The following is a 21,017-nucleotide window of genomic DNA, read 5'->3' as shown; positions in this document are numbered from 1 at the left end:
TCCAGACCATTGAACGTCCGCCGGGCGGTGGGAAACCGGCTGGAACAGCCCTAGTTGTCCCACACGCGGGGCCGCCGGCCGTGCGGCGCGCCCGCCGTCAGTTGTCCAGCACTGTTGTCAGTTGTCCAGCACCGTTGTCAGTTGTCCAGCACCGTCGTCAGGAACTCCGCCGTCCACTCCAGCAGTTCGCGCCCCACCACCGGCTTGCCGCCGATCCGCGCCGTCGTCGGACGCGGGACGAGGATCTGCTTCGTCGCGTGCTTGAGCACCGTGCGCGGGTAGAGCCGGTTCAGCCGCAGCTCCTGCGACTCGCGCAACTCCACAGGGCCGAAGCGGACGTTGACGCCCTGGAGGGTGATGTCGCTGACGCCGACCTTGCGGGCCAGCATCCGCAGCCCCGCCACCAGCAGCAGATTCTCCACCGGCTCCGGCAGCTTGCCGTAGCGGTCGGTCAGCTCCTCGCGGACCGCCGCGATGTCCTCGGCCGTGTTGGCCGCCGCGATGGCCCGGTACGCCTGGAGCCGCAGCCGCTCGCCCGGCGCGTAGTCGTGCGGGACGTGCGCGTCCACCGGCAGCTCGATCTTGACGTCGAGCAGCGTCTCCTCCGGCTCGCCGCCGCTCTCCAGCGCCGAGCGGTAGTCGGCGACGGCCTCGCCCACCATCCGTACGTACAGGTCGAATCCGACGCCCGCGATGTGCCCGGACTGCTCGCCGCCGAGCAGATTGCCCGCGCCGCGGATCTCCAGGTCCTTCATGGCGACGTACATGCCCGCGCCCATCTCGGTGTGCTGGGCGATGGTGGCGAGCCGCTCGTGCGCGGTCTCGGTCAGCGGCTTCTCCGGCGGGTACAGGAAATACGCGTAGCCGCGCTCGCGCGAGCGGCCGACGCGCCCGCGCAACTGGTGGAGCTGGCTGAGCCCGAAGGTGTCGCCGCGCTCCACGATCAGGGTGTTGGCGTTGGCGATGTCGATGCCCGACTCCACGATCGTGGTGGACACCAGCACGTCGAACCGCTTCTCCCAGAAGTCGACCACGACCTGTTCGAGCTGCGACTCCCCCATCTGCCCGTGCGCGGTGGCGATCCGCGCCTCCGGCACGATGGCACGCAGCCGCGCCGCCGCCCGGTCGATCGACTCCACCCGGTTGTGGATGTAGAAGACCTGGCCCTCGCGCAGCAGTTCACGGCGGATCGCGGCGCCGATCTGCCGCTCCTCGTACGGGCCGACGAAGGTCAGCACCGGGTGCCGCTCCTCCGGCGGGGTGGTGATGGTGGACATCTCGCGGATGCCGGTGACCGCCATCTCCAGGGTGCGCGGGATCGGGGTGGCGGACATGGTCAGCACGTCCACGTTGGCCCGCAGCTTCTTGAGCTGCTCCTTGTGCTCGACGCCGAAGCGCTGCTCCTCGTCGACGATGACCAGGCCCAGGTCCTTGAACTTCGTCTCGGAGGAGAAGAGCCGGTGGGTACCGATCACCAGGTCGACGGTGCCGTCCCGCAGCCCCTCGATGGTGGCCTTGGCCTCGCTGTCGGTCTGGAACCGCGACAGCGCCCGCACCTTGACCGGGAACTGCGCGTACCGCTCGGCGAAGGTGCCCATGTGCTGCTGCACCAGCAGCGTGGTCGGCACCAGCACGGCGACCTGCTTGCCGTCCTGCACGGCCTTGAAGGCCGCCCTCACGGCGATCTCGGTCTTGCCGTAGCCGACGTCGCCGCAGATCAGCCGGTCCATGGGGACGGACTTCTCCATGTCCTCCTTGACCTCGGCGATGGTGGTGAGCTGGTCGGGCGTCTCCGCGTAGGGGAACGCGTCCTCCAGCTCGCGCTGCCAGGGGGTGTCGGGGCCGAAGGTGTAGCCGGGGGCGGCCATCCGCGCCGAGTACAGCTTGATCAGGTCGGCGGCGATCTCCTTGACGGCCTTCTTCGCCCGCGCCTTGGTCTTCGTCCAGTCCGCGCCGCCGAGCCGGTGCAGCGAGGGGGCCTCGCCGCCGACGTACTTGGTGACCTGTTCGAGCTGGTCGGTGGGGACGAAGAGCCGGTCGCCCGGCTGGCCGCGCTTGGCGGGCGCGTACTCGACCAGCAGGTACTCGCGGGTGGCGCCTTGCACGGTGCGCTGCACCATCTCCACATAGCGGCCGACGCCGTGCTGCTCGTGCACGATGTAGTCGCCCGCCTGGAGGGTGAGCGGGTCGATGGTCTTGCGCCGCCGGGACGGCATCCGGCCCATGTCCTTGGTGGACGAGCGCTGCCCCGACAGGTCGGTCTCGGTGAGCACCGCGAGCTTGAGCGCCGGGTCGATGAAGCCGTGCTCGATGGAGCCGGTCGCCACGTGGACCACGGACGCCGCGAGGTCGGCCAGCTCGATGTCGAGGCGGGCCGCGATGCCCTCGCCGCCCAGCACCTCCACCACGCGGGCGGCCGGGCCCTGGCCCTCGGTGACGTAGACGGTGCGCCAGCCGTCGGCCAGCCAGCCCTTGGTGTCGGCGAGCGCGCGGGCGGTGTCGCCGCGGTACAGCTCGGGCGCGTGCATGCCCAGCTTGAGGGTGTCGGCGGCCAGGTCGTCGGCCTCGTCGGCGGCGAAGGGGCTCACCGACCACCAGGGGACGCCCAGCTCGCGGGCCCGGTCGCGGACGTCGGCGATCGACCACAGCGAGGCCGCGCCCAGGTCGATCGGCGCCTCGCCGCCGCCGGCCGACGCCGCCCAGGACGCCTCCAGGAATTCGCGGGAGGTCGCCACCAGGTCGGCGGCGCGGGTACGGACCCGCTCCGGGTCGCACACCACGGCCATGCTGCCCGCCGGGAGCACGTCGAGCAGCAGCTCCATGTCGTCGACCAGCACCGGGGCCAGGGACTCCATGCCCTCCACCGCGATGCCCTCGGCGATCTTGTCCAGCAGCTCGTGCAGCTCGGGGTGGGCGACCGACAGCGCCGCGGCCCGCTCCTTCACCTGGTCGGTGAGGAGCAGCTCACGGCAGGGCGGCGCCCACAGGCCGTGCTCGGCGACTTCGAGGGAGCGCTGGTCGGCGACCTTGAAGTAGCGGATTTCCTCGACGTCGTCGCCCCAGAACTCCACCCGCAGCGGGTGCTCCTCGGTCGGCGGGAAGACATCGAGGATGCCGCCGCGCACCGCGAATTCGCCGCGCTTCTCGACCAGCTCGACGCGGGAGTACGCGGCTGCCGCCAGACCCTCGGTGACGGTGCCCAGGTCGGCGCTCTGCCCGGTCCGCAAGGCGACGGGCTCCAGGTCGCCCAGGCCCTTGACCTGCGGTTGCAGCACGGACCTGATGGGGGCGACCACGACCTGTACGGGTCCGGTCGCCGCGTCGTCGGCCCGCGGGTGCGCCAGGCGGCGCAGGACGGCCAGGCGGCGGCCGACGGTGTCGCTGCGCGGGGACAGCCGTTCGTGCGGCAGCGTCTCCCACGCCGGGTACTCGGCGACGGCGTCCGGCGGCAGCAGGGTGCGCAGCGCGGCGGCCAGGTCCTCCGCCTCGCGACCGGTCGCCGTGACCGCCAGTACGGTGCGGTGCGCGCGGGCCGCGAGCGCCGCGATGGCCAGGGAACGCGCGGCGGGCGGCCCCACCAGGTCCACCATCGGCCGGGCGCCGGAGGCGGCGGCCTCCACCGCTTCCGCGAGGGCGGCGTCCTCGACGACGACGTCGACCAGACCGTTCAGACTCATGAGGGGTTTTCCGTCCCGGGGCAGAGGCAACGCGAAGCACCCGACACGTGTCACGGGCCGGGGGTACCTCCAGCGTACGACGTACCGCCGACAGCCACAGGCCATCGCGCGAGGCGCGGGGCCGCGGAGCCCGTGGGCGGGGACGCCCGGCGGGGGCGGACCCGGGGGCGGGACGCACGGGCGGCCCCGGAGCGCGGGGGGTTGCGCTTCCGGGGCCGCGTCTGTGGTGACCTGCGCCACCGGCCGGTGTGACCGGCGGCGTCAGTCCGTGGCGATCGCGTTCAGTACGTTCATCCGCCCCGCCCGGAAGGCCGGGAGCAGCGCGGCCAGCAGGCCGACGACCGCGGAGCCGATGAAGACCAGGATGATCGTCGTCCACGGGATCTGGAGGACGCCGAGCCCCTGGGAGGCCAGCACCTTCTGTCCCGTGGTGCCCCAGCCGAGGCCGAGACCGAGGCCGACCAGCGCGCCGAAGAGCGCGATGACCACCGATTCGAGGCGGATCATCCGGCGCAGCTGCCGCCGGGAGGTGCCGATCGCCCGCATCAGGCCGATCTCCCGGGTGCGCTCGACCACCGACAGGGCGAGGGTGTTCACCACGCCCAGGATGGCGACGATGATCGCGAGGCCGAGCAGCCCGTAGATCATGTACAGGAGCTGGTTGACCTGCTTGTGGATGAGGTCCTTGAAGTCGGACTGGTCGCGGACCTTGAGCTGCGGGTAGTCCTTGACGGCCGCGGTGAGCGAGGCGCCCGCCTCCTTGGCCTGGCCGTCGACGGCCTTGGCGAACATGATCTGGTCGAGCGGCTGCTTGTCCGCCGGGAGGTACTGCTTGGCGGTGGCCAGGTTGGTGTACCAGACGCCGTGGTCGACCGTGGTGTCGTCGCTGGTGATGACGTTGACGCGGAGCTTGGTCGGCGTGCCGCCGATCATCGTCACCGGCAGCTCGTCACCGATCTTGATGTGGTGGTCCTTGGCGTACGCCTCGTTGACGGACATGCCGTTCTTCGCGTACGCGTCCTTCAGATTGCCCTTGACGGTCTTGAGCCGCAGGTCGTCGGCGTAGGTCGGGCTGACCGCGCTGAACTGCTTGGTGACCGTCTTGCCGTCGGGCAGCGTGACCTTGGCGTTGACGCCCGCGTACTCGGTGAAGTGCTCCATGTGGGAGGCCGACTTGATCGCCGCCACCAGGGCGGGGGTCAGCGGCTGGCCGCCGTCGGGCTGGAGGATGAAGTCCGCGCCGACCGACTTGTCGAGCTGGTCGTCGGCGGAGGCCACCATGGACGAGCCGACCACCGACATGCCGGCGACCAGCGCGAGGCCGATCATCAGCGCGGAGGCGGTGGCACCGGTACGGCGCGGGTTGCGCAGCGCGTTGCGCTCCGCGAGGCGGCCCATCGGCCCGAAGAACCGCAGGATGACCGCGCTGACCGCTCGTACGATCACACCGGCCAGCAGCGGGCCGATGATCACGAAGCCGACCAGGCTGAACAGCACGCCCAGGCCCAGCAGTCCGCCGCCGGAGGACGCCTTGTCCGACTGTCCCGCGCCGACCAGCGCCACGGCGCCGATCGCGCAGACCAGGACGCCGATCGCGGCGCGGATCCGGCCGGACTTCGCGTCGGTGGGGGTGCCCGCGTCGCGCAGCGCCGCCATCGGGGAGATCCGTCCGGCCCTGCGGGCCGGGATGTAGGCGGAGATCACGGTGACGATGACGCCGATGGCCAGGCCGACGATCGGGGTGGTGGCCTTGATGGTCAGCTCGGAGGTGTCGAGCTTCATGCCCGCCTGGCCCATGAGCTTCATCAGGGCGACGGCCAGGCCGATGCCGCCGCCGATGCCGAGCACCGAGCCGACGACGCCGAGCAGCACCGCCTCGACCAGCACCGACCGGTTGACCTGCTTGCGGCTGGAGCCGAGGGCCCGCATCAGACCGATCTCACGGGTGCGCTGGGCGACCAGCATGGAGAAGGTGTTGACGATCAGGAAGATGCCGACCAGGACCGAGATGCCCGCGAAGCCGAGCATCGCGTACTTCATGAAGTTCAGGAAGCCGCCGACGTCGTCCTTGTCCTTCTTCTTGGTCTCGGCGGCGGTGTCGACGGTGTACTTGCCCGCGCCGATGGCCGTCGTGACATCCGCCTTGAGGCGGTCGTCGGTGACGCCCTTGGCGGCGGTCAGGCCGTAGCCGGTGTACGCGTGGCTGTCACCGAGCAGCTTGGCCTGGGCGGTGGCGGTCTCGATGTAGATGACGGCCGCGCCGGGGTTGGTGGTCTTGAAGGTGACGATGCCGGAGATCGTGACGTGGAAGTCGCCGGGCGCGGCGATGACGCGCAGCGTGTCGCCGATCTTCAAGTGGTGCTTGTCGGCGGTGTCGGCGTCGATCACCGCGTCGGTGGGCCCGCGCGGGGTGTTGCCCGAGGACAGCTCGACGGCCTTGGTCTCGGTCGGGTCCCAGTTGCTGACGATGGTCGGGGCGCCGCTGGTCGGGCTGATGCTCTTGTTGTTCGCGTCGGCGACCGTCACCTGGTCGCTGGTGACGTCGGGGTAGGACTTGGCGACGCCCGGCACCTTGAGCAGGGTCTGCTGGAGCGAGGCGGGCACGGTGTCGGGCCGCCCGGTCTCCTGCGCGTCGTCGACCTTCTTGGCGCTGATGGTGACGTCGGAGGCGGTGGAGCCGAAGAGCTTGTCGAAGGTGGCGGTCATGGTGTCGGTGAACACGAGCGTGCCGCACACGAACGCCACCGAGAGCAGGACGGCGACGGCGGACAGCGCCATGCGTCCCTTGTGCGCGAGGAAGTTGCGCACCGATGTCTTCAGGACGGTCACGAGGTCCTCCCGCGACCGTCGAAGGACTTCATGCGCTCCAGGACGCCGTCGGCGGTCGGGTTCTGCATCTCGTCGACGATCCGCCCGTCCGCCAGGTACAGCACACGGTCGGAGTAGGAGGCGGCGACCGGGTCGTGGGTGACCATCACGATGGTCTGGCCCAACTCGTCCACCGACTTGCGCAGGAAGCCGAGGACTTCGGCGCCGGCGCGGGAGTCGAGGTTTCCGGTCGGCTCGTCACCGAAGATGATCTCGGGGCGGGCGGCGAGGGCGCGGGCGACCGCGACGCGCTGCTGCTGACCGCCGGAGAGCTGCGTGGGGCGGTGCTTGAGGCGCCCGGCGAGACCGACGGTCTCCACCACCCGGTCGAACCAGTCGCGGTCCACCTTGCGGCCCGCGATGTCCATGGGCAGCGTGATGTTCTCCGCCGCGTTGAGCGTCGGCAGCAGGTTGAATGACTGGAAGATGAAGCCGATCTTGTCCCGGCGGAGCTGGGTGAGCTTCTTGTCCTTGAGGGTGGTGATCTCGGTGTCGCCGATCCAGATCCGGCCCTCGGACACGGTGTCCAGCCCGGCCAGGCAGTGCATCAGCGTGGACTTGCCGGAGCCCGAGGGGCCCATGATCGCGGTGAACCGGCCGCGCGCGATGTCGACGTCCACCGCGTCGAGCGCCAGGACGCGCGTCTCGCCGCTGCCGTACGCCTTCGTCACCGCTCGGCCTGCTGCGGCAACGGCCGGACGCTCTCCGCTGCCCCCGGACTTGGGAATCGTCACTGCCGTTGTCACGTGAATCTCCTGTGAGGTCGATGCGGGCCCTGACCAGGCCCTGTTGAGCCGGTGTGCTCAGCTTGTCGGAGCGCCGTCCCCCGGCACGATGGGGGAGGTCTCCGTCTTGTGGGTGGGGCTATCCCCACCCCGCCTCATGACCGTATGGAACGGACGGCCCGGGATCGTCATCCGCCGGTACGAACCGGTGGCCGCCAAAAGTAGGTACCTCCCCCTAGGGGTCTGCTACCTGAGACTCATCCCCGTGTCGGGGACGTCGTCGCGACCGCGCAAAGGTGTCATTTACACGTACGGGAGTTGAGGGGCTGTCATGGCCGGGGGGGACGCCCGCATCCACGGCCGCGGACGCGGGCGGTTCGTCGTGGACGGGTTCGCCGCGAGCCGGTTCTTCACGGCTCAACCCGCCGAAGGTCAGTGCATCACGGCTCAACCCGCCGAAGGTCAGTGCTTCGAGGCCCAACCCGCCGAAGGTCAGTGCATCGTGAGGCGCACCGGGCGTACGCCGCCGATCAGGGCGGTCAGCGCGCGGTCGATGTCGGGGCCCACGTACCAGTCGCCGGTGTGGTCGACGGTGTAGACGCGGCCCTCGGCGTCGATGGCGAGCAGCGCGCCGGACGCGGGCTCCTCGCCGAGCGGGCTGATGTCGGTCTCCAGGGCGCGGCCGAGGTCGCCGAAAGTCCGCGCCAGGTGCAGGCCGCGCAGCGGGTCGACGGCGATGGCCGAGGGGGCGATCTGCCGGCCGGGACCCGAGGCGCCGGGGATCAGCAGGCCGCCGAACTCCGCCCACGCCTCGACCGCGGCGGGGAAGACGGCGTGCCGGTGGCCGCCCGGCGACTCGTACGCCCGCAGCCGGTCCGCCCAGAACTCGGCCTGCTTGATGTCCCAGCGCCCCGGCTGCCAGCCCGCGGCGCGCAGCGCGGCGTCGACGCCGACCGGGAAACGGGTGGTGCCCGCCATCGGGATGCTCATGCTCCTTCGGCCGCCGGATCCACCGGCTTGACCCCCAGGTGCGACAGCAGCGGCGCGCACGAACGGCAGGGCGGGGCGTACGCGCCGTGCGTCGGGTCGCCGTCCTCCCGGATGCGCCGCGAGGTGAGCTTCGCCCCGCGCAGCGCCTTGCGGGCCTCACCCTGGGTGAGCGGCTTGCGGGACGCACGCTTGCCCCGGTTTGCCTCGACTGCCGTCAAGTGGCGTGAAATGAGCACCGGTTCGGGACAGCGCCCGGTGAACCGCTCCCGCTGCGCGACCGGCAGCGCGTCCAGGAAGTCCTGAACGATCGGGTGCAGTACGGGCGGTTGCTCACCTTTGGCACCGGTGCAGGTCAGCACGTCGTCGCGGATCAGCAGCGCCGCGGCGACCGCGGGCATGATGCCGTCCCTGCGGTGCCGCAGCACCGGCGGGCCCACCGGATCGTGCGAACCGCTCCAGCTCAAGCGCGGATCGGCGGCCCCCGCCGCCTGGGTCTGAGTTGTCATGATCTGTGTGCATCCCTCCATCCGCCCGCCTGGGCGGGCGATCCCCCGTATGTCGTTCAGAGTGCCAAACAGGCCATGCGACGGGAAGCCGGACGCGGCACCACGCCCATCCTGTGTGGGCCATGTCACCGTCGTGTGACGGAGCGTCGGCAGGGCGGGCACAGCACGTGCACGGAACCGGCCGCCATACGGTCGCGGGCGATCGTCGTACGGGCGCGGACGGTCGACGCAGGGTGACGGCCGGTCCCCGGCGGGCGCTTCCCGAACACATGTCGGCGGGCGGGCGCGCGCACCGCGGGGGCGTGGGGCACGCACAGCCGCGACACAGCTTCGGCGCGGCATGGACGTGCGCCCGACATGGCGGGAGTATCGGCAGTCGGTCCGCGCCCGCGGACCCGCTGCCGCCGATCAGGGAACGTGACCCCCCCATGCGCAAGACCCGGCTCCGCCTGGCCGCCGCCGTGCTCCCCGCCCTCGTCCTCGCCGCGGCATGCTCCGGCTCGTCCGACGGCTCCAAGGACGCCGACGGCAAGGGCGGCAAGGCCACGGGCTCCGCTTCGGCCTCCGCTCCGACGAGCGGCGCCGACAGTCCGTCGGACGGCTCGGCGCTCACCAAGGCGCAGCTCACCAAAGCGCTGATCGCCGAGGCCGACGTGCCCGGCTGGACGATCCAGGTCTCGCAGACCGACGACTCCGCCGACACCTCCACGCTCACCGCGGACAAGCCCGCGTGCCAGCCGCTCGCCGACATCACCAGCAGCAAGCCGAAGATCCCGCGCAAGGCGTTCGTCGGCGCGGCCTTCGCGAAGACGACGTCGAGCGCCACCCCCGACGCGATCAACCAGATGCTGGTCGCCAGTCACGCGCCCGGTGACGCCCAGAAGGTCATCGAGTCGGTGAAGACGGCGCTGGGCACCTGCAAGAGCTTCACCGCGACGGACAACACCGGCACCAAGACGCCGTTCACGATCTCCAAGGGCCCGGCGGTGCCGACCGGCGACGAGGCCGTCTCCTATGTGATGGCCGACACCGCGGACAAGAAGTCCGGCGCGGCCCTGGTGAGCGTCGTGCGGACCGGCGACACGATCACCGCGTACCTGTCGGTGAAGTCGGCGGGCGGCGCGGGCACCCTGCCCATGGATGTCGCGCGCAAGCAGAGCGAGAAGCTGAAGGCGGCGCAGGCGAAGTGACCGTCCGCTGAAGGGCCTGTGGGGCCCGTTTCGGGGCGCACCCCGGGGCCCGCTTTCGGGCACCTCTTTGTGAGCAGCCCCACAGGCGAAATCGCGACCCTGGTGCCGTAAAGTCGCGCGGCAACAGGCCGTCGCCCGTGCGATCCCGGGGACGGACACAACACAGGGGAACACCAGATGCCGATACGTGCACGCAGTCGCCTACTGACCGGTAGCCGGGAGTCGGCCGCTGACCTGCGACGCGGCGGCCCGCACACGCGGGCCGCTGTACTGGCGGCCGCCGCCCTGGTGCCGGTGCTCGCGCTCACCGCGGCCTGCGGGGGCGGGGGCGGCGACGACAAGGCGAAGAAGGAGCCGGGCCCGGTCCGCGCGTCCGGCGCGGTGTCTACGGCCAAGCTCACCTCGGCGCTGCTCACGTCCTCCGACGTCCCCCACGTCCAGGTGCTACCCGCGGGCAGCAAGACGCAGCTCCTCGGCCCGGCCACGACGGTCGACAACGCGGCCTGCCAGCCGGTCGCCGACCAGTGGAGCAGCCGGCCCAAGCACACGCGGCAGGTGTACACCGGCGCGATGGTCACCGACACCGCGGACAAGGACAAGAACGCGAAGGCGATCAGCCTGGAGGTGATCGCCTCCTACGCTCCCGGCACCGCCGAGACCGTGCTGGACGAGCTGACCACGGCGCTGAAGACCTGCCGCACCTTCAAGGCCACCCGTAACGGCGGGGTCACCTCCTACAGCGTCCGGCCGGTGGCGCCGCCCGCGGGCCGGCCCGCGCTGGGCGACCAGGAGGTGGCGTACACGATCGCCGACACCGCGCGCGGCGCGGCGGGCATCGTCCTGGTCACCGTGGTCAGGTCCGGCGGCGCCACGGCCGCGTACGAGACGGTGCGCGCCGACCACAAGACGGCGACGCTGCGGGCGGCGATCGCGCTGAAGCAGGCGGAGAAGCTGCGGGCGGCGGCGACCGGCGACTGAGCCCGACGGCTGCCGAGGCGGGGCCGACAGCCGCCGACGCGGAGTCGACGGCTGCCGACGCGGGCCCGGCGGCGGGCCGATCAGGCAAGTTATCCACAGGCCCTGGCTCTGCCCTGGTGGTGAGGCCCTAGGCTGTGGTCATCAGCCAGACGCAGCAGGGGGCAACCGCCATGACGACAGGTCGGCAAGGGCTGGGCGCACCTCCCGGTCCGCGGGCCGGGGGACGTATCGTGCCGCCGCCGAACGCGGCCTACGCCGGACAGGTCGTGCATTTTCCCGACCCGGTACGCGCCGCCCGCCATCCCCAGGGTGTCTGGGTGGACGACAACGGGATCCCGGACTTCGCGCCGTACGCGCGGGCGGTGGCGGAGATCGCCGAGCCCCCCGAGGGCTTCGGGATAGACGAGCTGCGGCTGACCGACTACGTGTCGGCGAACGCGGCGCTGCACGCCTCGGGCCACGAGCTGTGGGGCAGCCTCTCCCCCGTCGCGACCCCGCACGGCTGGACCTGGCACCACGTCATCGGGACCCGCCGGATGGAGCTGATCCCGGTCGAGGTCAAGGCGCTGCTGCGGCACCACGGGGGCCTGGCCGCCTCCTCCGCCGACCACGCCAAGCGCGGCACCCGGCCGCTCCAGGAGACCCGCCCGGTGCACTTCGGACTGCCGAAGGACCCGGTCGCGGTCACCGAGTCGCAGGTCCGTGACGTCGAGGAGGAGCTGGGCTACCGGCTGCCCGGCGGCTACCGCACCTTCCTGAAGGCGGCGGGCGGCTGCGCCCCGAGCGGCGTCGCGCTCGACCCGGACCTCGGCCTGCTGATCGACCAGCCGTTCTTCACCGTCCGCGACGACGCCGCGGTCAACGACCTGGTGTACGTGAACAAGTGCCTGCGCGACCACCTGACCAAGGACTTCCTGGCGATCTCCTACCTCCAGGGCGGCCTGCTCGCGGTCAAGGTCAAGGGCGAGCGGACCGGCTCGGTCTGGTTCTGCGCGTACGACGACGTCCGCGACGGCGACCGCTGGGCCGCCCCCGCCGACCGGGTCGCCGAACTGCTGCTGCCCTGCGGTGAGTCACTCGACGCGTTCCTGCTCCGGCTCGCGGGCAATCCGCCGGAATTGGAGACCGTCGCGAACCTGATGGTGGACGGGGGCTTCGCCAGCGCCGTCCCGGTGGAGGGATGAGGCCGGACATGGTCACTTTCGCGCAGGCCCAGGAGCGGGCGGAGCGCTGGATCAACGGCGACGTCCCCGCGTACGAGGCCCGGGAGATCCGGGTCCGCGAATTCGACCTCGGCTTCGTCGTCTGGTCGGAGCCGCGCGAGGGCGGCCCGTCCGCGGGCGACGGCGGCGACGTCCGCGTCGTCATAGCCAAGGACAGCGGCGAGGCCACCTTGTGGCCCGGCCTGCCCGTCGGGGAACTCATCAGGCGTTACGAGGAGGAGTACGGCCCGGTGCCGAACGACGCGGTGCCCGACCCGCCGCAACGCATCGACCTGGAGGCCACGTCCTTCCTGCTGAGCCCACCGCAGTGGCTCCAGGACGCGGCCGACAAGATGGGCATCCCCGACAACCGCCGGTCGAGCCGGACCAACGGTGCCGGTATCGCCGCCGGCGCGGGCGCCGACGCTCCCGCGTGGCATGCCGCCGCCCCCGGGTCCGACAACGCCCCGGCCGACCGTGCCCCGGCGGCCGACGCCGACGGCGGGTACGGCCTGGCGGCGGCCTCGGGACCGGGCGACGGTACGGGCTCCGCGCCCGACTCCGGCGGTATCGACTACCGGCGGCCCGCATCCTCCGCTGCCTCGACGCCCTCCCCCGCGCCCGCACCCGCTGACAGCGCTCCCGTCGCACCGGCCGCGTCCGGCGGGATCGACTACCGGCGCCCGGCCCCGGCGGCCGACACGCCCGCGACGCCCTCGGCGCCCGCGGAACCGGCGGTGCCCGGCGGCAGTTGGGCGGGCAAGACAACCAGCGACAGCGGCGAGGGCCAGTCGGTCCCGGTGCCCGCGACCGTCTTCGCGCCGCCGATCAGCGGCTCCGACCAGGTGGACCTCGCGCAGGACCCCGAGGCCGAGCAGGCGCGCACCGAACTGCTGCCGAGCGGCAGCGGGTTGCCCAAGACCCGGATCGCCCCGCCCGTGGAGCCGCAGGCTCCCGTGCCGCCCGCCAGGCCCGGCGTGCCGCACACCGTGGGGGGTTCGCAATTCCCGCCGCCCGGCGGGCCCGCGGTGCCGCTGCCGCCGCCCGGCGGCCTCGGCGCCGGATCCGTACCTCCGCCCGGTGGCCCCGGTCGCGGTGCCGCCGACATCGCCGACCTGGAGACGGCGAAGGCCGCTCGCGGCAATGTGCCGCCGCCCTCGGGCGGTCCGGTCCGCAGCCCGGACGCGCCGCCGCCCCCGCCGGGAGCCGCCGCTCCGGCGGGCGGTTACCTGCCGACGCAGCTCGTACCGCAGAATCCGCCGGGTGGTCAGAGCCCGCAGAACCCGCAGGGACCGCCGCCGCCCGGCGCCGGTCACCCCGGCGGCAACGACCCGCACTACGCGGCGACGATGCTCGCGGGCCCCGGCGGCCCGCCCGGACCTCCCGGACCCACCGGTCCGACGGGACCGCCCCCGCCGCCACCCGGCCCCGGCATGTCGCCGCCCCCGCCGCCCGCGGGGAACAACGACCCGCACTACGCGGCCACGATGCTGGCAGGGCCTTCGGGTCCGCCCGGACCTCCGGCACCCGGCGCGGGCCCCGGCGCGCCCGGCCGGCCCGGCGGCAACGACCCGCACTACGCGGCGACGATGCTGGCGGGTCACGGCGGCGCGCCCATGGGTCCGCCGCCCCCGCCCGGTGGCGGCGGCATCGCCCCGCCCCCGCCGCCCGGCTACGGCTACCCGCAGCCGACGGCGGTGCCCACGGTCGGTCCCGGCTACATGGCGGTGCTCCGCTACCGCGGCCAGGACGGCAGCGAGCAGCAGCTCATCCGGCGTTCGGCCCCCGGCACTCCGCACCCGGAGTGGCAGATCCTGCACGAGCTGCGCTCGATGGGCGTGCGCCCCGAGCAGGTGCTCGAACTGCACACCGAGTTGGAGTCGTGCGACCTGCCCGGCGGTTACTGCACGCGGATGATCCGCGAGACCTGGCCGCAGGTGCGGATCAGCCACACCGCGCCGTACGGCAGGGACCACGCCAGCCGCCAGCAGGGCGTCCAGCATCTGCTGACGCACCAGGGCGAGCTGCACCAGGTGGCGGGCGCGCCCGCGCGCCCGCAGCCGCAGCGGGTGCCGATGCCCGACCCGCACAGTGTGCTGCGGGTGCCGCCGGTGCCGCTCGACGTGATCGGGCAGGAACTGGCGTCGGCCTTCGGGCCGCAGGGCCTGTTCCGCTTCGACCAGCGGGCGGTGTCCCGGCAGGGCGTGCCCGACATCGTGGCGCAGACCCTGGTGTGGTCCGGGCTGCCGGTGGACTTCGGGCCGTTCTTCTGGGCGCAGGCCCAGCCGGGCCAGCCGGTGCCGACGCTGGCGGAGCTGGCCCAGCAGCGCGGCGTGCAGGCGGCGTCGGACGCGGGCTCGTATCTGGTGATGGGCAATGACTTCGGCCGTCAGCTCTGTGTGCAGTACGGCACCGCGCACATCGTGGCGGTACCGCTGGAGGCCGGTCCCGGCGGGCAGCCCGCGCCGCCGCAGTTCGTCAATTCGAGCCTGCCGGAATTCGCCCGCTGCCTGGCGCTGCTGGGCCGGATGTGGCGGCTGCGGATCGGGCTGACGCCCGATCAGGCGGGCCGCTGGACGGTGGACTTCCAGGCGCAGCTCGCCGCGCAGGACCCTGCGGCCATCGCCTCGCCCGACCACTGGTGGTCGGTCCTCATCGAGCAGATGTGGGACGGACTGCTGTAACGGCCCCGTGAGGACCCGGCCGGCAGAAGTTCCGTCCCGCCGGGTCGTAGCAGAGGCGCCGGTGACCGGCCCCGCCGCGGCGGGGCCGGTCGCTGTGCCGTTCAGGCGGCCCGATCAGGCGGGCCGATCAGGCGGGCCGATCAGGCGTTCAGTGGTGCGAACAGCGCCTGGACGGTTTCGGTGGCCAGGTCGCGCAGCCAGATGTGGGCGCGGTCCTCGTCGTACCGCTGGTGCCACAGCAGGTACAAGGGGACGTCGGGCAGCGGGAGCGGCGTCGGCAGGGTGAGCAGGCCGAGGTGGTCCCTGGCCTCGCGGGTGACCGCGTCGGGCACGGTGACCACGAGGTCGGTGTCGAGGACCAGCCGCAGCGCGAAGGCGGCGGTGGGCCCGGCGGCGGCGCGTCGTTCGAGGCCGCGCGCGGCCAGGGCGTCGTCGACCGAGTCGCGCAGACTTCCGCGCCGCACGCGGCGAAGAGCCGGGTGACGAAGGGCACTTCCCTTCTCCACCCGGCCCGTCTGCGTTCGGGGCCATCAGGAAGGGAGTGGATGGGTAGGAGACAGGTCGGAGTGTCGCAGCCCGTACAATTCGGACATAAGCCAAAAATAGGCAGGACGGAACGGCCGACGGCGAGGGGCAGGGCATGAGCAGCAACACCGCATCGTCAGCCCGCAACATCGACACCGCGCGCGGACGCGGCTATCGGCCAGAACAGGTCGACCGTTTCCTCGACGAGTTGTCGGAGGACCGGGACGCCGCCTGGGAGCGGGCCGCCCGGCTGACGGTGCTCGCCAACGAGATGGACGCCGAGTGCGCCTCGTTGCGGCACCAGGTCGAAGCGCTCGGCGCCACCTCGTTCGACGCGCTCGGCGACGGCGCCCAGGAGTTGCTGCGGCTGGTCGAGGAGGAGGCCGCCGCCGTACGCGACCGCGCCGAGGCCGAGGCGCAGCACGCGCGCGACACCGCGGAGACCGCCCGCCGCACCCTTCAGGACGAGGCCCGCGCCGCCGCCTCCGCCCGGCTCGCCGCCGCCGAGGAGCAGGCGGAACGGCTGCTGGACGAGGCGTGCGGACGCGCCTCCGAGATCCTCGGCCAGGCCCGCGCGGAAGCCGAGGCCGTACGCGGCGAGGCGGGCCGCGCCCTCGACGCCATGCGGCAGGACGTCGGCCGGACCCTGGCCGAGGTCGACAAGGAGCGCCGCGAACGGCTCGACACCCTCGAACACGAGCTCGCCGAGCGCGAGGCCGGGGTCGACAGCAGGCTCGCCGATCTCCTCGGCGACGCCGAACGGCGCCTCCACGAGGCGCACCAGGAGCGTGCCGACGCCGAGGAGGCCCTGCGGGTGCAGCAGCAGGAGGCCGAGGAGCGGGCGTCCGAGCTGCTCGCCCAGGCGCGTATGCACGAGGAGCGCACCCGTCGCGAGAGCGAGCGCTCGCTGCGCGAGCACGAGCAGCACCGCGACGAGATTCGCGCGCATCTCGCGCACGTACGGGCCACCCTCGCCTCTCTGACCGGCCGCCACCTCCCGCCCTCCGGGCCGGACCAGCCCGAAGCCCCGGGCGCCCCCGGCCTCCCCGAACAAGCCGACCCGTCCGACCCGGCCTGACCCGGCCCCGCCTGATCCCGCGCGCGCTGCCATTGCGCAGGGCGTTGTCTTGAGGGGCGCGGGGAAGGTGCGCGGCCCGCCCCCACCGGGCTGTCGGCCCGACAACAACGGCGTCTGCCCCGCTGGGGCCGGTTTTCACAGGCCGCGCCACCGTTGGTGGCTGAGCGCGCCGTTCCCCGCGCCCCTGGGGCGCGTCCTCCTGCGCACGGTGGGCGTGCAGCGGCCCCGCCCCCGAAGAGCGGCTTACCGTCCGGCGCCAGGGGAGCGTCAGATCGGGCGGGCTGCCAGGGGCAACAGGGCGGAGACGCGGAAACCGCCGTCGGGGGTGGGGCCCGCGGCGAAGCCGCCGCCGTGGGTGGTGACACGTTCCTTCATGCCGACCAGCCCGTGCCCCCCGCTGGGAAGCGGCGTGGCCGGGGTGCCGTCGGAGGGCCCGTTGAGAACGAGGACGGCGATCTCGAGCTCGCGGTAGGCGAGCCGGACATGGGCCCTGGCGCCCCCGGCGTGCTTGTGGACGTTGGTGAGCGCTTCCTGCACCACGCGGTAGACGGTCTGTTCGACGCGGGCGCCGCAGGGCCGCTCCTCGCCCTCGACGGTGAACTCGACGGTCATCCCGGCGGCCTGGGACTGCTCGACGAGTTCGCCGAGCTGGTCGATGCAGGGCCCCTCGGGCTCCGGCTCCGGCTCCGGATCCGGCTCAAGAACCCGCGGCGCGGGAAGCCGCGGGGCGGGCGCGGACGCCCGCTCGGGTGCCGCCGTGCGCAGCACCCCGAGCATCTGGCGCAGTTCGGTCAGCGCCTCGCGCCCCATGTCGCCGAGCAACTCCGCGGTGCTGGACGCCTTGGCCGGGTCCTTGAGGGCGACGGCCTTGAGGGCCGCCGCGTGGACGACCATCAGGCTCACCCGGTGGGCCACCACGTCGTGCATGTCGCGGGCGATCCGGGTCCGCTCCTCGGCGCGGGCCCGCTCGGCGCGCTCGGCCGCCTTCTCCGCGAGGAGTTCCAGCTCGCGTTCCAGGCCGTCGGCCCGCTCCCGCAGGCTCTCCACCAGCCGGCGCCTGGCCCGTACGTACAGACCGAGCAGGACCGGCGGGGCGGTGAGGCCGAGCGCGAGCAGGAGTGAGGTGCTCAGGACGATCGGCAGGGACATCGAGCGGTTGTTGTCCGCGTTGCGCAGGCTGTCGTGGAGGCGGATGAAGGAGACCAGGAAGGTGCCGAGGCCGTTCATGGAGGCGAGCGCGGCGGTGATCCGGCGCGGCACCTCGGAGACGGTCAGGGAGTAGAGGCCGACCACCGACAGCAGGAAGCCCAGCTCGGCCGGGCTCAGGGCGATGCCCACCAGGACCACGGCGATCGGCCAGCGGCGGCGCAGCAGCAGGGTGCTGCCCGCGAGCAGCCCGATCAGCGCCGCCACCGCGGGTGTCACCCCGGTCTTGTGGGCGAAGGTCACCCCCTCGAAGGCGCACTCCACGGCCGAGGCCACGGCCAGCGCCAGGTCCAGGAGGAAGCCGCGCCGCCGCGTCCACCACCACCAGCCGGACCCGGGCCGTCCTCCAGCCCCGTCGTCCGGTACGTGCGCCCCCGTCGTACTCATGGCGTCCAGACTAGGCGGTGCCCGAGGCGGCGTGGCGGCCGTGTCAGCCCCGTATCGGCGCGGTATCGGCCGGCGGGACCGGTAAGGGTCTCCAGGGGTGAGCGCGACCGGGTGCCGTGTCCGCCAGCTGGGCGGGCCGTCTCGCCGCGGAGGCGGCCACCTATCCTGGAGCGGTCGGACAGCGCGGTCCGCAGCCACGTCTTTCCCTACGCCTTGTATGCCGTCGTCCAATTCCACTGCACAAGGAGCCGCACCTGTGAGCAGCGCCGACACCGCCCCGGAGAGCAGTACCGCCCTGCGAGCCGACATCCGCCGCCTGGGAGAACTGCTCGGCGGCACGCTGGTGAGACAGGAAGGCCAAGAACTCCTCGATCTCGTCGAGCGGGTACGTGCCCTGACCCGCACCGACGGCGAGGCAGCCGCCACGCTTCTCGGCGACACCGACCTGGAGACCGCCGCCAAGCTGGTACGCGCCTTCTCCACCTACTTCCATCTGGCCAACGTCACCGAGCAGGTGCACCGCGGCCGGGACCTGCGCGAGCGCCGCGCGCAGGAGGGCGGCCTGCTCGCCCAGACCGCCGACCTGCTGAAGGACGGCGACCCCGAGCACGTACGCGAGACCGTACGGAATCTGAACGTGCGGCCGGTCTTCACCGCGCACCCCACCGAGGCCGCGCGGCGCAGTGTGCTGAACAAGCTGCGCAGGATCGCGGAGCTGCTGGACGACACCACCGGGCAGGGCACGGGCGACCGGCGCCGCGCGGACCTGCGGCTCGCGGAGAACATCGACCTGCTGTGGCAGACCGACGAGCTGCGGGTGGTGCGCCCGGAGCCCGCCGACGAGGCGCGCAACGCCATCTACTACCTGGACGAACTGCACGCGGGCGCGGTCGGCGACGTCCTGGAGGACCTGGCGGCCGAGCTGGACCGGGTCGGGCTGCCGCTGCCCGCGGGGACCCGCCCGCTGACCTTCGGCACCTGGATCGGCGGCGACCGCGACGGCAACCCCAATGTGACCCCGCAGGTCACCTGGGACGTGCTGATCCTCCAGCACGAGCACGGCATCACCGACGCGCTCGACCTGGTGGACGTGCTGCGCGGCGCGCTGTCCAACTCCATCCGCAACTGCGGTGCGAGCGCCGACCTGCTGGACTCGCTCGCCACGGACCTGGTGGCGCTGCCCGAGATCAGCCCGCGCTACAAGCGGCTGAACGCCGAGGAGCCGTACCGGCTGAAGGCGACCTGCATCCGGCAGAAGCTCGTCAACACCCGGGAGCGGCTGGCCGGCGGCACCCCGCACGTCCCCGGCCGCGACTACCTGGGCACCAGCGGTCTGCTGCACGACCTCCAGCTCATCCAGGACTCGCTGCGCGTCCACCGCGGCGGCCTGATCGCCGACGGCCGCCTGGACCGTACGATCCGGACCCTGTCCGCCTTCGGCCTCCAGCTCGCGACCATGGACGTGCGCGAGCACGCCGAGGCGCACCACCACGCGCTGGGGCAGCTCTTCGACCGGCTCGGCGAGGAGTCCTGGCGGTACGCGGACATGCCTCGCGACTACCGGCGCAAGCTGCTGGCCAAGGAGCTGCGCTCGCGCCGCCCGCTGGCGCCGACGCCCGCCCCGCTGGACGAGGCGGGCGCCAAGACGCTCGGGGTGTTCCACACCATCCGGGAGGCGTTCGAGCGGTTCGGTCCCGAGGTCGTGGAGTCGTACATCATCTCGATGTGCCTGGGCTCGGACGACGTCTTCGCGGCCGCGGTGCTGGCGCGCGAGGCCGGGCTGATCGACCTGCACGCCGGGATCGCCAAGATCGGCATCGTGCCGCTGCTGGAGACCACCGACGAGCTGAAGATCGCCGACCAGCTCCTGGACGAGATGCTGTCCGACCCGTCCTACCGGCGGCTGGTGTCGCTCCGCGGTGACGTGCAGGAGGTCATGCTCGGCTACAGCGACTCGTCGAAGTTCGGCGGCATCACCACCTCGCAGTGGGAGATCCACCGGGCGCAGCGGCGGCTGCGTGACGTCGCGCACCGGCACGGGGTGCGGCTGCGGCTGTTCCACGGCCGCGGCGGCACCGTCGGCCGCGGCGGCGGCCCCTCGCACACCGCGATCCTCGCCCAGCCCTGGGGCACCCTGGAGGGCGAGATCAAGGTGACCGAGCAGGGCGAGGTGATCTCGGACAAGTACCTGATCCCGTCGCTGGCCCGGGAGAACCTGGAACTGACGGTCGCCGCCACGCTCCAGGCGTCCGCGCTGCACACCGCGCCCAGGCAGTCCGACGAGGCGCTGTCGCGCTGGGACGCGGCGATGGACATCGTCTCCGAGGCGGCCCACGACTCGTACCGCAAGCTGGTCGAGGACCCGGACCTGCCGCCGTACTTCTTCGCCTCCACGCCCGTCGACCAGCTCGGCGAGCTGCACCTGGGGTCGCGTCCCTCGCGCCGCCCGGACTCCGGCGCGGGTCTGGACGGGCTGCGCGCCATCCCGTGGGTGTTCGGCTGGACGCAGTCCCGGCAGATCGTCCCCGGCTGGTTCGGGGTCGGCGCCGGTCTGAAGGCCGCCCGCGAGGCGGGGCTCGGCCCGGTGATAGACGAGGCGTTCGGACAGTGGCACTTCTTCCGCAACTTCCTGTCCAACGTCGAGATGACCCTGGCCAAGACCGATCTGCGGATCGCCCGGCACTACGTGGACACCCTGGTGCCCGACGAGCTCAAGCACGTCTTCGCCACGATCGAGGCGGAGCACGCGCTGACGGTCAGCGAGGTGCTGCGGATCACCGGGGAGTCCGAACTGCTGGCGGGCAGCCCGCTGCTGGCGCAGACCTTCCACATCCGTGACCAGTACCTGGACCCGATCTCGTATCTCCAGGTGACGCTGCTGGCCCGGCAGCGGGCGGCGGCGGAGCGGGGCGAGACCCCCGACCCGCTGCTGTCGCGCGCGCTGCTGCTGACGGTGAACGGTGTGGCGGCGGGGCTGCGCAACACCGGCTGACCGATCGGA

The 21,017-nt window shown here is 72.7% G+C and carries 13 protein-coding genes; 6 read left to right on the top strand and 7 right to left on the bottom strand.

Annotation, left to right across the window (positions count from 1 at the left end; all coding sequences use genetic code 11):
- Positions 1–137: 137 nt before the first annotated feature.
- The 5 genes from mfd to ACFZBB_RS29660 all read right to left on the bottom strand — a co-directional run bounded on the left by mfd (position 138) and on the right by ACFZBB_RS29660 (position 8,766).
- Positions 138–3,677 carry a transcription-repair coupling factor gene (gene mfd / locus ACFZBB_RS29680; protein ID WP_391128683.1) on the bottom strand — a complete coding sequence of 1,180 codons (3,540 nt, stop codon included), beginning with the start codon at positions 3,675–3,677 and terminating at the stop codon, positions 138–140.
- A gap of 261 nt (positions 3,678–3,938) precedes the next feature.
- Positions 3,939–6,506 (bottom strand): FtsX-like permease family protein, encoded by a 2,568-nt coding sequence (locus ACFZBB_RS29675; RefSeq protein WP_391128680.1) that lies wholly within the window; start codon positions 6,504–6,506, stop codon positions 3,939–3,941.
- Positions 6,503–7,291, bottom strand: a complete 789-nt coding sequence (locus ACFZBB_RS29670) for an ABC transporter ATP-binding protein (protein WP_188285264.1) — start codon at positions 7,289–7,291, stop codon at positions 6,503–6,505. The genes ACFZBB_RS29675 and ACFZBB_RS29670 overlap by 4 nt, the downstream gene beginning before the upstream one ends.
- A gap of 471 nt (positions 7,292–7,762) precedes the next feature.
- Positions 7,763–8,260, bottom strand: a complete 498-nt coding sequence (locus tag ACFZBB_RS29665) for an SUKH-3 domain-containing protein (protein WP_391128677.1) — start codon at positions 8,258–8,260, stop codon at positions 7,763–7,765.
- Positions 8,257–8,766: a YwqJ-related putative deaminase gene (locus ACFZBB_RS29660; protein ID WP_391128674.1), complete on the bottom strand. Its 510-nt coding sequence runs from the start codon at positions 8,764–8,766 to the stop codon at positions 8,257–8,259. Before ACFZBB_RS29660 ends, ACFZBB_RS29665 begins: the two co-directional genes overlap by 4 nt.
- Before the next feature lie 428 nt (positions 8,767–9,194).
- Here ACFZBB_RS29660 and ACFZBB_RS29655 point away from each other — a divergent pair, with 428 nt between their 5' ends.
- From ACFZBB_RS29655 to ACFZBB_RS29640, 4 genes are all read left to right on the top strand, one after another.
- Positions 9,195–9,956, top strand: coding sequence for a sensor domain-containing protein (locus ACFZBB_RS29655; RefSeq protein ID WP_391128671.1), 762 nt, complete (start codon positions 9,195–9,197; stop codon positions 9,954–9,956).
- 177 nt (positions 9,957–10,133) lie between these two features.
- Positions 10,134–10,934 (top strand): hypothetical protein, encoded by an 801-nt coding sequence (locus ACFZBB_RS29650; protein ID WP_391128668.1) that lies wholly within the window; start codon positions 10,134–10,136, stop codon positions 10,932–10,934.
- A 170-nt stretch (positions 10,935–11,104) separates the two neighbouring features.
- Positions 11,105–12,118, top strand: a complete 1,014-nt coding sequence (locus tag ACFZBB_RS29645) for an HNH endonuclease (protein ID WP_355346841.1) — start codon at positions 11,105–11,107, stop codon at positions 12,116–12,118.
- 8 nt (positions 12,119–12,126) lie between these two features.
- Positions 12,127–14,820 carry an SUKH-4 family immunity protein gene (locus tag ACFZBB_RS29640; protein WP_391128665.1) on the top strand — a complete coding sequence of 898 codons (2,694 nt, stop codon included), beginning with the start codon at positions 12,127–12,129 and terminating at the stop codon, positions 14,818–14,820.
- 140 nt (positions 14,821–14,960) lie between these two features.
- On the opposite strand, the gene ACFZBB_RS29635 is transcribed toward ACFZBB_RS29640, so the two are convergent.
- Positions 14,961–15,326, bottom strand: coding sequence for a LysR substrate-binding domain-containing protein (locus tag ACFZBB_RS29635; protein WP_391128662.1), 366 nt, complete (start codon positions 15,324–15,326; stop codon positions 14,961–14,963).
- A gap of 134 nt (positions 15,327–15,460) precedes the next feature.
- Between ACFZBB_RS29635 and ACFZBB_RS29630 the strand changes: the two genes are divergently transcribed.
- Positions 15,461–16,423, top strand: a complete 963-nt coding sequence (locus ACFZBB_RS29630; RefSeq protein WP_391128659.1) for a DivIVA domain-containing protein — start codon at positions 15,461–15,463, stop codon at positions 16,421–16,423.
- A gap of 267 nt (positions 16,424–16,690) precedes the next feature.
- On the opposite strand, the gene ACFZBB_RS29625 is transcribed toward ACFZBB_RS29630, so the two are convergent.
- Positions 16,691–18,016 (bottom strand): histidine kinase, encoded by a 1,326-nt coding sequence (locus ACFZBB_RS29625; protein WP_391128657.1) that lies wholly within the window; start codon positions 18,014–18,016, stop codon positions 16,691–16,693.
- A 256-nt stretch (positions 18,017–18,272) separates the two neighbouring features.
- On the opposite strand from ACFZBB_RS29625, the gene ppc reads away from it, so the two are divergent.
- Complete coding sequence (gene ppc / locus ACFZBB_RS29620; RefSeq protein ID WP_391128654.1) at positions 18,273–21,008, top strand: phosphoenolpyruvate carboxylase; 2,736 nt, start codon at positions 18,273–18,275, stop codon at positions 21,006–21,008.
- The last annotated feature ends 9 nt before the right edge of the window (positions 21,009–21,017 follow it).

Source organism: Streptomyces sp. NPDC008139 (assembly GCF_042957025.1).
In the GTDB taxonomy this organism is placed as follows: Bacteria; Actinomycetota; Actinomycetes; order Streptomycetales; family Streptomycetaceae; genus Actinacidiphila.
Note: the sequence above shows the minus strand (reverse complement) of the source record. Positions and strands in the feature narration are given on the sequence as shown.

What these genes read in the sequence shown, in the direction of transcription:
- mfd (WP_391128683.1), bottom strand. Translation starts at nt 3,677, where the DNA reads ATGAGTCTGAACGGTCTGGTCGACGTCGTCGTCGAGGACGCCGCCCTC.
- ACFZBB_RS29665 (WP_391128677.1), bottom strand. Translation starts at nt 8,260, where the DNA reads ATGAGCATCCCGATGGCGGGCACCACCCGTTTCCCGGTCGGCGTCGAC.
- ACFZBB_RS29660 (WP_391128674.1), bottom strand. Translation starts at nt 8,766, where the DNA reads ATGACAACTCAGACCCAGGCGGCGGGGGCCGCCGATCCGCGCTTGAGC.
- ACFZBB_RS29655 (WP_391128671.1), top strand. Translation starts at nt 9,195, where the DNA reads ATGCGCAAGACCCGGCTCCGCCTGGCCGCCGCCGTGCTCCCCGCCCTC.
- ACFZBB_RS29650 (WP_391128668.1), top strand. Translation starts at nt 10,134, where the DNA reads ATGCCGATACGTGCACGCAGTCGCCTACTGACCGGTAGCCGGGAGTCG.
- ACFZBB_RS29645 (WP_355346841.1), top strand. Translation starts at nt 11,105, where the DNA reads ATGACGACAGGTCGGCAAGGGCTGGGCGCACCTCCCGGTCCGCGGGCC.
- ACFZBB_RS29640 (WP_391128665.1), top strand. Translation starts at nt 12,127, where the DNA reads ATGGTCACTTTCGCGCAGGCCCAGGAGCGGGCGGAGCGCTGGATCAAC.
- ACFZBB_RS29630 (WP_391128659.1), top strand. Translation starts at nt 15,461, where the DNA reads ATGAGCAGCAACACCGCATCGTCAGCCCGCAACATCGACACCGCGCGC.
- ACFZBB_RS29625 (WP_391128657.1), bottom strand. Translation starts at nt 18,016, where the DNA reads ATGAGTACGACGGGGGCGCACGTACCGGACGACGGGGCTGGAGGACGG.